Here is a 13,009-nt window from a genome sequence, read left to right on the forward strand (position 1 = left end):
GGCGAGATCGCCATCCGCGGCGAGAACGTCATGAAGGGCTACTGGAACCGCCCGGACGCCACCTCCGACGCGATCAGCGACGGCTGGTTCCGCACCGGCGACATCGGCACCCGAGACGCCGACGGCTACTACACGATCATCGACCGGAAGAAGGACTTGATCATCCGAGGCGGGTACAACGTGTACCCCCGGGAGGTCGAGGAAGCACTGTACCTGCACCCCGCGGTCGCCGAGGCGGCCGTCGTGGGAGTCCCCCATCCGACATTGGGGGAGGAGGTCGCTGCGGTCGTGTCGCTCAAGCCCGGCGAAACCGCGCAACCCGAAGACCTGAAGTCCTTCACCAAGTCGGTGCTGGCCGCCTACAAATACCCCCGGTCGATCCGAATTGTTGAAAGCCTGCCCAAGGGACCGACGGGAAAGATCCTCCGGCGCAGGGTCGAACCGAGCAGCTAGCCTAATCGGCACCGACTGCCCCTCGCTGGTTACGTCCGATGCCTCCAACGCAGCGTCGATTGCCACGTCTGCGTGGAGGACGGCGACCACCGGGCATGTCGGTCGGCGCGGCAAGTCTGGGGTGGCAATTTCGCGAGTAGGGCCGTTGTTCGCTCGTCAAGACCGAGTGCTGCAGCCACCCGCTCGAGGAAGGCCGTCGGGGTGAGCGGCTCGCAGGAGAGGGTCATCGGCGGCGGGCTCCGTAGTGGTTGCTTCCGAGCAACGCGCCGGCACCCGTCATCTTCTCTCGCAGCGTGCCCGGGGTGTACTCGGTCTTGTACCGGCCCCGGCGCTGCAGCTCGGGAACGGCGTGGTCGACGAAGTTCCGCAGGCCGCGGGGCTCGATGGTGCGGGCGAGGTTGATGCCGTCGACGACCCCGCGCGGTACATGATGACCAAGCGCGGCCTCGCGGACGCTCTGGGCGCCGCCACGAACGCCGACGACGAGGACGTCCCGGGCAAGCCTACGAAAGCCATGGTCGACGGGAGCGCACCCTGCTCGAAGCCAACGCGGAGGCCGGCACCGTCCGCCCCGGCCTCGCCCCCGAGAACGTCCTGCGCGGCCTGGGCGCCTGCTGTTCCTCGACCCCCGCGGGCGACTGGCGCGGCCATACCGAAGCGCTTGTCGACCTGCTATGGCGGGGATGCGCCCGGACGACTGACGACCCGGCGGTACCCGTCCTGCTCACCACGGGTGGGTCTCGACGCGCAGGAAACCACGGGGTACCTACCGTCCCCGGCACGCGCCGCAGGACCTCCGGTACTCCGACGGACTCATCCCGTGCCGCCGACGGAAGGTCTTCTCGAAGGCATCGATGGAGCGGAAACCGCTGGCCCGGGCCACGGCGGTGATCGTCGCGGTCCCGCCGAGGAGCGTGCGGGCGAGTTGCAGCCGGGTCTCGCGGATCAGCGTGCTCGGGGTCGTCCCCTCCCGCTGCAACACGGCCTGGACCTGCCGCAGGGACCATCCGACGTGTTGGGCGAGCGCAGTTCCCGTCAGCTCGGGATCGGCTGCGCGGCGGCGCACGACGAGCCGGAGCTGGGCGACGAGGTCGTGCTCTGAGACCGCTGCCAGGTCCCCGTCCACGAGGCAGGCCAGCTCTGCGGCCTGGCCGCAGACGGTGTCGAAGGCGCGGCGAGTGAGCGAGGCGCGGTCGTCGACCAGCGTCGTGAGCATCAGGGCGAGCACGCGCCCGGACGCCTGGCCGAGGCGCAGGTGCCGGTGGGCGAACCGGCCGGTGCGGTCCTCGACGTCCGCACGGGGCAGTGTCGCGACCAGCCCCCGGCTGCCCGGCGGTAGCCGCAGGTCGTACGGGGCGTCGGGGGCGATCAGCAGGCCGTCCACCGCGGTCAGGCGGCGGTCCCCGTCCGGCAGCCGCAGATCGATCCGGCCGACGAGGGAAACAGCAGCCGGTAGTGGTCGTCGTCGTCCCCGCGGGCCCGCCGGATCGTCTGGCCCTGCGCGATGTGCCAGGTGACCAGTTGGAACCGGTCGCTGCGTTGCCGGGTCGCGGTCGCGTCGAATCGCTCTGGGACCGGGTAGTCGTAGCTGTGCCTGCCCTGGAAGGCGGTGATCGTCTCGCTCCACAGGGCGGCGCGCTGCGCCGCGGGCGCATGCCGGGTCCTGACCGTCTCGACCTCGTACATCCCTGGCGTCCTTGCCGTGGTGGGAGGGGATCGGCGGGACTGTAGCCCCCCTGCGCGTCTGTCCGAAACCCGTGCGCGCCGGTCAGAGCGCCGGGGCGCGGCCCGCGGATAGCGTCGGGGCACACGGACACGAGGGAGCGCCGATGACGTCGACCGAGACCGTTCCGGAGCTGCTGGGCCGTCTGATGGGCGCCGACCCGGACCCGTTCCCGCTTTACGACCGTGCCCTGCATCCCTAGCTCGACCCCGGCCGCCCCGACATGGCCGAGGTCGACCAGCTGCGCGCGCAGCGCGGCGCTGACCCGCGCGGCGGCGTCGTTGCTCCCGACGATGAGGATCGAGTCCCGGCCGCCGAGGGTGTCGGCCATCCATGCCCGCGCGGCCACGGTCTCGGCCTGGTCGACCGTGCCGGCTTCGATGAGCCGGCCGTGCCGCTGGTAGGCCTCCAACGCATCGGGATCCCGCTCGCGCAGTCGAAGCGACGCACCACGTCCCAGTCGGCCGAGAATCGGCGGACCTCGCCCAGGTGATGGGTGAGGCCGCGCTCGGCGACGTCGAACAACGCTCCGCCCGGACCGACCGCGCCGACCTGAGCCGGGAAGCCGACGAGCAGGAGCCGCCCACGCGGCGGCCGCCCGCTCGTCCCGCCTTGGTGCTGCTCCTGAGCTCGTTCGGCGCTGCTCACTTCTGTCGAAGAGCAAGCGCGAACAGGACCGGAGCGGCCATGACGGATCTTCGGCGACACAGCTCGCCGTCAGGAGATCGTCATGCCAGCAGATGCCCTTGCCCAGTCCGCAGACGCACCGCTAGTAGCGGGCGTGTCCGGTGGCGTCGGGACCACCAGCCTCGCCACCGCGCTTCGCGCCCAGGACGGCGGTGTGCACCGAGGACAGCGCGTTCAGGTTCTCGTGTGCCGAGCGACCACCGAGTCGTTGCTCCGCGCCGCCACAGCCATCGGACGGATGCCCGGTCAGCCCATCCTGGCTGTCAACGCCGTCGATGGCGCACGGCCGGGCCGAGCGGTCACAGCCCGGATGACCTTGATCGCGCCCTACACCGCGCGCACGGTCCTGCTCCCCCACGTCGCGCGCTGGCGCGAGCTTCCCCGCCCGATCGACGACATCCAAGCCCTCACGACGGCAGCGCGGCGCGATCTCGACCGCAGCAGTCGGCGCTGGCTCGACGCCGTCGACCAGATTGCCGGCGCCGCCCCGATCGCGCCCCGCGTCGCGAGCACGCTCGTGCCGATGGTCGGGCACGTCCTGCGTCCGGAGCGTGCTCGGTGAAGGTGGTAGTCGTGGCCCAGCCACCCAACCCGGCTCCCACCCGTCCGCCCGGGTTGGACGGGATGGCCGACATGATTCTGGGTTGGCTCAAGTGGGGCGTGCTCGCAGCCGGGGTAGCAGGTCTCCTGATCTGCGCCGTCATGATCATCGTCGGACGGCGCAACCGCTCGGCCACCGCCTACGAGGGCCTGATCGGATCCGCCTGGATTCTCGGCGGCCTCGCCCTGGCCTCAGTCGCAGCGGTCATCGTCGGCGCGTTCCAGGTGTAGCCGATGTGTCGACACGACAAGACCCTTCCCTGGCAGATCGACCTTCCGGCGCCAACGAGCCCCCTGCCGGCCGAGCAGCACGTGATCGCGGGGGGGGGGGCGGTCATGAACGGGCTGGCGCAGGCAGGAGCTGATTGCGGGGTCTTCGATCTCGAGTGCAAGTCGACTCAGATCGTCCAGAACGCCTTCGACGAGGTCGTCTTCCGCGTCACGCAAGGCGCGGCCGACCTCGTGGTGGCAGCAACCTCCTGGTGGGCGCAGACCGACAGCGTCAACCCTCTGGACCCCGCAGTGCTCGCGGCGCAGGGCGAGCTGCGCTATCTCGTCCTGGTCATCCTGACCGTCTCCGTCGTCGTACAGGCCGGGCGTCTCATCCTGTCCCGCAAGGCCGAGCCGCTGATCACCGTCGCGACGGGGCTGCTCCGCTTCGTCGCGGTGTCAGCCCTCGGACTCATCGTTCTGCAGGCGGGCTTGCGAGCCGGCGATCAACTCAGCCGTGACATCCTCGATGACGCCGCGAACAACTTCGCCGTACTTATGGTGGACAACCTCCGTAGTCAGGAGGGCATGAAGAACAACTTCGTGCTGCTGCTCGTCGGGTTGGTGGCGGCGGTCCTGTCTCTGCTGCAGTGGGTGCTCATGCTTGTGCGGCAGGCCGGGCTGCTTGTCCTCGCGGCGATGCTTCCGCTTGCCGCCTCCGGCTCCCTCACCCGGACGACACGGGGTTGGCTCACGCGGCTGCTGCCCTGGCTGATCGCCATCGCCGTCTACAAGCCCGCCGCCGCCTTCGTCTACTTCGTCGGCTTCACCTACCTGTCCACCCGATCGTCGAACCAGCCCGGCGAGATCAGCACCCTCCTGGCAGGGCTGGTCGTGCTCCTTCTCGCGCTCGTCGCCATGCCGGCCCTGATGAAGTTCTTCTCCTGGTCCGGCACCCAGGTCGGCGGCCAGAGCATCGGTGGCTCCGGGTTGGTGTCCGCGGCAGGTGCCATAGCCATGTCCAGCCGCTCCCCGGGCCAACGCGCCTCGGCCCAGGAAGCCACCGGTCCTGGATCCGCCGGAGCCGGACCGCGAGGTGCGGGCCCGGCTGCAGGAGCTGCGGGATCTGTTGCGACGGCGGCGGTGGCCGTCGGGTCCGCGGCTGTGAAGAAGGCGCGGGACACGGCGACGGGAGGTACCGATGAGGAGCCGGGGGCGAAGAAGTGACCCCTCCCAGCGATTCCCTGCCCCGCCTCTACGGGAACTGGCGTGCAGAACGCGGCTGGGGCATCGGCTCGTTGAGAACCGGCTCAACAGTCGTTCTCTTCCTGGCCATCCTCGTCCCGCTGCTGGCCTTCTCGACCGTTCCGCGCGCGGCGATCCCTCTGACTGGGGCGGCAGTAGTCGTCGTCGCGGCAGTGGTGGTCCGCGTCGGCGGCGTCACGCTCGCCGACGTCCTCACGCGTGTGCTGCGGTTTCGCCGGGCTCGGGCCGCGGGGTGGACCGATTGGGCCGGCGGCATCCTCACCACCCACCCGCGCGGCGTCGACCTTCCGGGCGTCCTCGCCCCGGTCGTGCCGGTGGACGCCGACGACGGGCGCGGTGGTCGGCAGTGCTGGCTGTGGGATCGCCGCACGGGACGTCTTTCGGCGGTCCTACGCGTCTCCCCTGTCGGCCTCGACCTCGCCGACAACGATCAGATGGACCGCTGGGTGGCCGGCTGGGCCGCACTCCTCGCTGACCTCGGGTATCAGCGCCTCGTCACGCACCTCTCGGTCACCGTCGACACCGCGCCGACCGGCGGGACAACGACCCGGGACCATGTCGCGGCCTCGCTCGATCCGGATGCTCCCGCTCTGGCCCGGCGCGTCCTCGAGGAGCTGGTCGCGGCCAATCCGGAAGCCACGGCCGAGATCGACGCCCGCGTCACGGTCACCATGGACCCGCAGCAGGCGTCACCCCGCCCGGGCGACCTTGTCGAGGCGACCATCACCGCCGGGCGCGGGCTGCCCGGGATCGAGCAGGCCCTCGCCGGCGCGGGTGTCGCCGTGCTCGGTCGGGCCGGAACCGGGTGGCTGGCCGGCCGGCTGCGAGCGGCCTTCGATCCTTCGGCCCGCCGTGACCTGGCCACCGACCGGGTCCTGCTCGAGGAGTGGTCGGAGGCCGGCCCGGTCGCGGCCACCGAGACCTGGGACGACTATCGCCACGACTCCGGGGTGTCAGTCACCTGGGGTATGCGTGAGGCACCGCGACAGTCCGTCAGCCCGCACATCCTGACCCCGCTCCTCGCCCCTGGGCCGTTCCCCCGACGGGTCACCCTGCTCTACGAGCCCTACGACGCCGAACACGCCGCGGCCAAGGTCGAGGCAGAGATCACCAGCGGCCAGATCCGGCGCGCCTGGGCCGAACGCACCCGGCGCGACGAGACCCAGCGTGACCGCGACGATCGCAACCGCGCTCTGCAGTCCGCCCGCGAGGAGGCCGAGGGAGCCGGGGTCGGCCGCTTCAGCCTCTACGTCACCACGACCGTGCTGGATCCCGCGGATCTTCCTGCCGCGGTCGGCGACGTCGAGACCCGCGCCGGCCAGGCCAAGCTCAGGCTCCGTCGGTTACGCGGGAGCCAAGCCTCCGGGTTCGCCGTCGCGCTCGGCGTCGGTCTCGATCCGGTCGACCTCACCCGTCGCCGCGGCGGGCGCTGATTCGGAGGACAACATGACTACTTCGCCGGTACCGCGGAGGTGGGGCTGGCCCGTACGCGAAGGCGGCCGCGCCGCTAACGTCGAGGCCGCTGCCCGCTACACCGCAACGACCAGCCAGGCCTGCGGCCTCTACCCGTTCGCCGTCTCCTCCGGTGCCGTCGTCCAGGGAGTACCGATCGGGAGGCACCTCCATACCTCGGAGCCCATCGGTCTCGACCCCGCCGGATGGCTTCGCACAGGGCTCGTCTCGAACACCGGAGTCTGGGTGCAAGGTCAGCCCGGCATCGGCAAGTCCTCCCTCACCAAACGGCTACTGGTCGGCCTCGTCGGATTCGGCATGACGGCAGTGGTGCCGGGTGACGTGAAGGGCGAGTACAGCGAGCTGATCGCTGCCCTCGGCGGTGCGGTCTGGGAGGTAGGTCGCGGCGCCCACTCCCTGAACCCACTCGACGCCGGCCCACTTGCCGCTGCCCTCGACACCGTGAAGGGAGCCGAACGGGAACGGCTCGCGGAGACGATCCGCGCCCGCAGGCTCTCGCTGCTCGAGGCGCTCACCACGATCGTGCGGCGAGCAGAGATCACTGTTACCGAGCGGCGGCTGCTCGGCGCGGCCCTCGATCTCGTCGTCGGCGTGCGCGAGACCAGTCAGCCCCTCATCCCCGACGTCCTTCACGTCCTCAGCACCGCTGCGGACGACCTCGTCGCCATCACCGCTGCCAGCGACGAGCACGAGTACCGCCGCTCTGCCCGCGAACTGATCAACACCCTCGGCCTGCTCTGCGACGGAGCCCTGCGGGGCATCTTCGATCGCCGCTCCAGCGTCCGCGCCGACACGGGCACCACCGCGCTGTCTCTCGACCTGTCGGCGCTCGATGAGGAGGACGACGACGCGGTGGCGGCTGCGATGCTGTGTTCCTGGGCCTGGGCGGCGGGCGTCATCGATGCGAACACCGCCGACGGCCGCCGACGCAACGTGGTCCAGGTCCAGGACGAGCTCTGGCGAGCCCTACGCGTCGCTCCCGGACTCGTCGAGCGGTCCGACAGGATCACTCGACTCAACCGCCATCGCGGCGTCGTCTCCGTCCAGGTCACTCACTCCCTCGACGACCTCGAGGCCCTGCCCACCGAGTCCGACAGGGCGAAAGCCCGCGGCATGGCCAGTCGCAACGGCGTCCTCATTCTCGGCGGCATGGCGGAGAGGGAACTGGACGGGCTCCGCCGGATCACCTCGCTGACCACCGGGGAGGCGGCCCTCGTGACCTCGTGGGCGGCCCCACCCACCTGGCACTCCGGGCGCGCGCACCCGGGCCGGGGCAAGTACCTGATCAAGTCCGGTGAACGGATGGGGCTCCCCGTCGCGTTGACCCTGACACCGAGCGAGCGCCGCCTCTACGACACCGATGGCGCCTTCCGGAAGGCGTCATGATCAGACCAGGTCTCGGGGAGGCCGCAGCCCCACTCGCGTTGCTCAGCGCGATCGCTCTCGGAGCCGGCACCACCACTGCGGTATGGCTCGCTTCCGGTGTGTCCCGGCTGGCGGCCACCGGCAGCTGGGCCCCGCCGGACTGGTCACCCCGCCTGCTCGTCTATACCGATGCCCCGGCACGCGGATGGTTCGCGGCCGTTCTCGGCTGTGCGCTCGTCGTGCTCGCCCTCGCCGTCGTGCTCATCGGCTTGGGAACCCGCCGGCTGCTCCGACAGGCCAGCCCGCGGACGCTCCTTCGCGCCACCGAGCTCGGTGACCTCACCGGGACCGCGCAGGAGAAGCGAGCCCGCTCACTTCGTCGCCTGCCGGATGATCGGACGCTCACGACCGCGGACCGCGGCATCCGGCTCGGCATCCTCGGCGGGCACGAGGTGTGGATGTCCTGGGAGGACGTGGCCCTCGTGATCATGGGTCCCAGGTCGAACAAGACCAGCGCCGTAGCGGTTCCAGCAGTCCTCAGCGCCCCCGGCCTCGTCGTCGCCACCTCCAACAAATCCGATCTCTGGGCCCTCACTTCCGGCCCCCGCGCCGAGGTCGGCCCCGTCTGGACCTTCGACCCGCAGCAGATCGCCTACGCCCCACAGACATGGTGGTGGGATCCGCTTCGCTCGATCCGCGACGCCCCCGACGACCATCGCTACGAGGCCGCCGCGCGGCTGGCCGGGCACTTCATGGGCACCATCGGCGGACAGCGCCGGGATCCGTTCTTCCACGCCGCCGGCGAGCAGGTGCTCACCGGCACGTTGCTGGCTGCCGCGCTCGGTCGTCGGACGATGCGCGACGTCGTGATCTGGCTGCAGCACGGCCGCCGCGACGCCGTCGCCGCTCTCGACCGTGTTGGCGCGGTCGTCGAGGCCGCCGATCTGGACGCAGCATTGCGCGGCGCCGACATCACCGCGAAGGGCATCTACCAAACCGCACGCACCGCGGCCAAAGCCCTCACCTCCGAACGGATCCTGCGCTGGATCACGCCGCCCAACACGTGGCGAAGCGCCCCCGACGACATGCAGGTCGAGCTCGACCCCTCGCAACTGTTGATCACAGCGTCCGAGCAGCCGGTCACGGCGCACCTACTGTCGAAGGAAGGCGCCGGGACGGCGGCGCCCGTCGTCGCGGCGCTCGTCGACCGTCTGCTCGAGGTCGCCGAGATGCAGGCTCAAGCCGCAGGGGGCCGACTCGATCCACCCGTCGTCGCTGTTCTGGACGAAGCTGCCAACATCTGCCCGATCCAGCAACTCCCCCAGCTGTACAGCCACTACGGCTCCCGTGGCATCCAGGTCCTGACGATGCTCCAGAGCTACCAGCAGGGCGTCGGCGTCTGGGGCGCTCAGGGCATGGACTCTCTCTGGTCCGCCGCGACCATCAAACTGGTCGGTGCCGGCGTGGACGATCACGCCTTCCTCCAGCGCCTGTCCGGCCTGATCGGCGATCACGACGTCGAGAAGAGATCGACCAGCTACGGACGAGGAAACGGCCGTACCTGGCAGACCAGCACCACACGCCAACCGATCCTGCCGCCGGATGCACTACGGGCACTTGAACGTACCCATGCCGTACTGCTCACCTCCGGTCGACGAGCCGGACTCGTGCAGTTGCTGCCGTGGTACCGCGAGAGACACGCCGCGGACATCAGCGCCTACGCCGACTCCGCTCTCAACGAACTCCGCGAGACCGCTCACCGGGTCCTCGGCGCCTTGTACGAGTCACCACAGGAGAAGACACCGTGACAGACGATGCCAAGACCGAGACCCGCCTGGCCGCGCTCGAAACGTGGCGCGAACACCAGAGCGCCCTGCTCGACGACCTTCTCGACCGAACCGGGCCGGACGAGGATGACATCCCCACCGCAGGTCTGGACCCGAACCGTCTCGTCCGCTGGGTCCACCGCCATGTCACCTCGGTCATCGCACGCCCGCTGCGAGGCGAGCTGCACTGGTGCCCACTGTGGTGGGAACACGCCGAAGCAGTCTTCCGGCTCGAGGCACTCCGCCGGGCCTGGACCGAACTCGCTCCCGATCCCGGCACCGCCATGTCCAGTTGGATCCGAGACCACCTCGATCCGTGCCTGCGCGCGCTGCTCGCCGCGGACGGACCGTTCGTGGACTGCGGTCACGACGACCGGTTCGGCGCCCGAGCCGGTCACACCCCGCTTCCCACGCTGCCCACCGCGCCATACCCGGCCGCCTGAGCCGTGCGAGTAATCGCTGTGGGTGCTGCGGGTCTGAGTGCCGTCCTGCTCGTCATCACCCTCATGCTTGCCGTTCTCCTCGGCATGATCGGCGTGGTCTTCTCCGATCAGAACAGCTCGGACTCTGCAGGGCCGGCTCCCGCGCAGCCATTCCGGGGATCGAGCGCTGGCTGCACCGAGGACGATCCGACGACGAGGGGCTGTCTGACGCCTGCCACGTTGAACGCGCTGAACGCGGTGTTGGCAGCCTTCGGGCCTACTGGCCGAGCGATCCGGGCCGTGTCGTGCTGGGATCCTCACCTGCAGAATCCCAGCAGCGATCATCCGAAGGGCCGAGCCTGCGACATCTTCCCCACCACGGCCGGCACCTTCCCCGTCGGAGACGAGCTCGCGCACGGCTGGCAGATCGCGAACTGGCTCCGGACCAACGCCGCGCCCCTGCACGTGCACTATCTGATCTGGCAGGGGCGCTACTGGGACAGCACGACGGCGGACGAGAACGGCTGGGGAGTGCCCTACAACGGAGGCGGAATCTACAACGTCAGCGACCCCACCGGCGGGCACTACGACCACATCCACCTCAGCGTCGCCGACTGAAGACCAACGCAGGACAGAGGGTCGCCGTCCGAGTAGAACGCAGCAGGCGGGCGACGACGAGCAGCGCGACCCCGCTCGCCAACGCGGGAACTGCCGTCTCGGCGACAGCCGTCACACGGGTGGCGGGCCCAACCCGGCTCTCTGCCCGGGGAAGTCCATCCAAGCTCGTGCCGGTAGCCGCCCTCAGCTCGTCGGCGCGCAGAACGATGCTCAGTGCACGTCCGCTCACGGTGCGAGACACGGTCGCGGAAACGGCATCGACGGAGTACGGCGAGGCCGTCCAGCCGGCCAGGGCCATCCGTCTCACCGCCTCCTCTGCAGGTATGCCCGGGCAGGAGTCCGCCTCGACCGACAGGACTTGGACGCCGGCCGCCTGCTGAACCTCGAAGGCCGGATGGTCGGGGCAGCCGACTCCCGCGAGCGCACGCAGGACCGGGCTGCTTGGGAACGCAGTGGCAAGGGCGAGCCAGAGCGCCAGTCCTACCGCCCACAGTGCGAGTGCTCGTCGGAGAAGCGACATGACGACACCATGACGCGGTGCTTCACCACGCCGGATCTCGCTGCCAGCCCTGTGGACCAATTCAGGGAGGCGGCCATTGCTGTGGATAGCGCTCTCACGCAGCCACTCGAGGCCGCCGTCGATCCGACGCCCGCTCATTCGACCGGGCCGTGTCGGACGAGTGAGCACGAGAAAGGGGCCGAGGCAGCGGCCTCGGCCCCTTCCGCTGCCGGATCAGGCTGCGTCGGCGGCCTTCCTGCGCCTGCGACGCTTCGGCTTCTCCTCGACCACGGCCGGGGCGGGCGTGTCGTCGCGGTCGGCGTAGGCATGCAACACCTCGGACGGAATCCGTCCGCGCTCGGAGACCTTGTATCCGTTCTGCTGCGCCCACTGGCGGACAGCCGTGTTCTCCTCGCGGTTCGACTTGGGCGGGGTCGACGCAACGCGGGCAAGGCTGCGACGTCCACCGCCAGTCGTCGCGCGCCGTGCCGCATCGATGTACGACGCCATCGCATCGCGAAGCTGCGAGGCGTGCGCAGCGCTCAGATCGATCTCGAACGACTTACCGTCCAAGGAGAACGCGACGGTCTCGTCCGCCTTGCCGCCATCCAGGTCGTCAACCAGCGTCACTTCAGTGACCTGGGCCATATTCTTCCACTTCCGTTCGATGGTCCTGAGGGGTCGTCTCGCAGTATGCGGGCTCAGCAGAAGAAGTCCAGCCGAATCACCGGGTATCATACGATGACCGCATTCTCTTAGCGAATTCACAGCTTACGAGTTTTCCGCATGCGCCGGTATCCACGCGGCCTACGGCTGGGCAACTAGCGGGAACGATGGCACTCGGCTGAGGTCGGCGACGGAGTGCCGCTTGTGGCCGACCCGTATCGACGCAGCCCGGACGCAATAGTCCGGTTGATCTCTCCGTCGGTCAGTCCACCCGGCCCTCGATGCCGGTCGACCGCGCGCAGGAGCGCGTCCCGGACCACGCCCTCGTCGAGACGTCCGGCGTGGACGAAACGGCCCAGGCGGACGGCGGCAACGAACAGCGAGTGGTTACGGTTGCCGGCCGTTGCCTCGGCGACTCGCCCGACCTCGCCGCGAAGCGCGGCGGCGATGTAGTTGCTGCTGGCGGTATGAACGCTCGCGAGTGCCGGCGTCGGCGGAGTCATGGCGAGACGATCAGCGATCCAGCCGGGTAGAGCGGCCGGGTCCAGGTCGCAAGCGAGGCGATAGCGGCGGCCCGCCACGGCCGAGCCGGCCCCCACGACGTAGCCCCCCGATCCGCGCGTGTCGATCTTCGCGCCGAGGCGACCGGCGGTGTTCCGGTAGCCGCCGTCGCCCGCCAAGAAGTAGAGATGCTCGCCCCCGGGCGTGAGAACGGTATAGGTGTCCGACGGAATCACCTGGCCCGCGCCCGCAGCCAGGGCGGCCAGGCGCTGACGCCCGTGGTCACCGCGGTCCCCTGCATCCAGGTCGACGACGAGCAGGCCCGCCGGTCCACAGCCGACGCCAATATTCCATGGGGCGACCTCCCAGGTACGGCGGATCAGATCGGGGTCCGTCGTGGCCCGGCGTTCCCAGTTGCGAATTGCCGGTTCCTTACGACCCGGACGGAGCGGGAACACCGGCCACCCCCGCCCAGCAATCTCGAGCGCCGAGCGGACCAAACCACTCCCCCGCTGTCCTTTGTTGCCCGACACACGTTCCTCCAGCTCATCGGCGGATTTCACCGTGGCCGGCGCCTGCTCGGTCGCTGATTCGCCGACGCTCTCGCCCAGCGAGCTGCGTGCTCGTCAGCCGCTCGCGCTCGCTCGCCTCTACTACTCCATATGGGCGATCGCTGGTCGTTCCGCTCCGCGGACGGACA

General features: G+C 70.0%; 13 protein-coding genes and 1 pseudogene. 10 read left to right on the forward strand and 4 right to left on the reverse strand.

The genetic code is table 11. The features are described from left to right. Positions 1 to 453, forward strand: a 453-nt coding sequence (locus ACFQH9_RS28135; protein ID WP_417715130.1) for an AMP-binding enzyme, incomplete at its 5' end; no start/stop codon positions are given. A gap of 766 nt (positions 454 to 1,219) precedes the next feature. Here ACFQH9_RS28135 and ACFQH9_RS28140 read toward each other — a convergent pair. Next, positions 1,220 to 1,837 (reverse strand): helix-turn-helix transcriptional regulator, encoded by a 618-nt coding sequence (locus tag ACFQH9_RS28140; RefSeq protein WP_379570756.1) that lies wholly within the window; start codon positions 1,835 to 1,837, stop codon positions 1,220 to 1,222. A gap of 5 nt (positions 1,838 to 1,842) precedes the next feature. Continuing rightward, entirely contained in the window at positions 1,843 to 2,139 is a 297-nt protein-coding gene (locus tag ACFQH9_RS28145) for a hypothetical protein (protein ID WP_379570758.1), read from the reverse strand. Between the two features lie 260 nt (positions 2,140 to 2,399). Here ACFQH9_RS28145 and ACFQH9_RS28150 point away from each other — a divergent pair, with 260 nt between their 5' ends. The 9 genes from ACFQH9_RS28150 (at position 2,400) to ACFQH9_RS28190 (ending at position 10,643) form a co-directional block, all read left to right on the forward strand. Continuing rightward, positions 2,400 to 2,669 carry a hypothetical protein gene (locus ACFQH9_RS28150; protein WP_379570760.1) on the forward strand — a complete coding sequence of 90 codons (270 nt, stop codon included), beginning with the start codon at positions 2,400 to 2,402 and terminating at the stop codon, positions 2,667 to 2,669. 288 nt (positions 2,670 to 2,957) lie between these two features. Continuing rightward, a complete protein-coding gene (locus tag ACFQH9_RS28155; RefSeq protein WP_379570762.1) occupies positions 2,958 to 3,425 on the forward strand; it encodes a hypothetical protein in 468 nt (155 codons plus the stop codon). Between the two features lie 11 nt (positions 3,426 to 3,436). Further along, positions 3,437 to 3,694 carry a hypothetical protein gene (locus tag ACFQH9_RS28160; protein ID WP_379570764.1) on the forward strand — a complete coding sequence of 86 codons (258 nt, stop codon included), beginning with the start codon at positions 3,437 to 3,439 and terminating at the stop codon, positions 3,692 to 3,694. A gap of 105 nt (positions 3,695 to 3,799) precedes the next feature. Beyond that, complete coding sequence (locus ACFQH9_RS28165) at positions 3,800 to 4,900, forward strand: TrbL/VirB6 family protein (protein ID WP_379570766.1); 1,101 nt, start codon at positions 3,800 to 3,802, stop codon at positions 4,898 to 4,900. Further along, positions 4,897 to 6,372, forward strand: coding sequence for an SCO6880 family protein (locus ACFQH9_RS28170; protein WP_379570768.1), 1,476 nt, complete (start codon positions 4,897 to 4,899; stop codon positions 6,370 to 6,372). The genes ACFQH9_RS28165 and ACFQH9_RS28170 overlap by 4 nt, the downstream gene beginning before the upstream one ends. A gap of 265 nt (positions 6,373 to 6,637) precedes the next feature. Continuing rightward, positions 6,638 to 7,798 carry a hypothetical protein gene (locus tag ACFQH9_RS28175; protein WP_379570770.1) on the forward strand — a complete coding sequence of 387 codons (1,161 nt, stop codon included), beginning with the start codon at positions 6,638 to 6,640 and terminating at the stop codon, positions 7,796 to 7,798. 98 nt (positions 7,799 to 7,896) lie between these two features. After that, positions 7,897 to 9,585, forward strand: coding sequence for a type IV secretory system conjugative DNA transfer family protein (locus ACFQH9_RS28180; RefSeq protein ID WP_379570772.1), 1,689 nt, complete (start codon positions 7,897 to 7,899; stop codon positions 9,583 to 9,585). Further along, a complete protein-coding gene (locus ACFQH9_RS28185; RefSeq protein WP_379570774.1) occupies positions 9,582 to 10,046 on the forward strand; it encodes a DUF4913 domain-containing protein in 465 nt (154 codons plus the stop codon). Before ACFQH9_RS28180 ends, ACFQH9_RS28185 begins: the two co-directional genes overlap by 4 nt. 18 nt (positions 10,047 to 10,064) lie before the next feature. Next, complete coding sequence (locus ACFQH9_RS28190; RefSeq protein WP_379570776.1) at positions 10,065 to 10,643, forward strand: VldE C-terminal domain-containing protein; 579 nt, start codon at positions 10,065 to 10,067, stop codon at positions 10,641 to 10,643. Positions 10,644 to 11,463: 820 nt separating this feature from the next. Here the strand turns inward: ACFQH9_RS28190 and ACFQH9_RS28195 are convergent. Beyond that, positions 11,464 to 11,790, reverse strand: a pseudogene (locus ACFQH9_RS28195) (histone-like nucleoid-structuring protein Lsr2); the annotation flags it as partial. Positions 11,791 to 11,963: 173 nt separating this feature from the next. Beyond that, positions 11,964 to 12,872: a bifunctional DNA primase/polymerase gene (locus ACFQH9_RS28200; protein ID WP_379570778.1), complete on the reverse strand. Its 909-nt coding sequence runs from the start codon at positions 12,870 to 12,872 to the stop codon at positions 11,964 to 11,966. Positions 12,873 to 13,009: the final 137 nt, after the last annotated feature.

It is taken from the genome of Pseudonocardia lutea (assembly GCF_042658055.1).
Taxonomy (GTDB): Bacteria; Actinomycetota; Actinomycetes; order Mycobacteriales; family Pseudonocardiaceae; genus Pseudonocardia; species Pseudonocardia lutea.

What these genes read in the sequence shown, in the direction of transcription:
- ACFQH9_RS28150 (WP_379570760.1), top strand. Translation starts at nt 2,400, where the DNA reads ATGGCCGAGGTCGACCAGCTGCGCGCGCAGCGCGGCGCTGACCCGCGC.
- ACFQH9_RS28145 (WP_379570758.1), bottom strand. Translation starts at nt 2,139, where the DNA reads ATGTACGAGGTCGAGACGGTCAGGACCCGGCATGCGCCCGCGGCGCAG.
- ACFQH9_RS28165 (WP_379570766.1), top strand. Translation starts at nt 3,800, where the DNA reads ATGAACGGGCTGGCGCAGGCAGGAGCTGATTGCGGGGTCTTCGATCTC.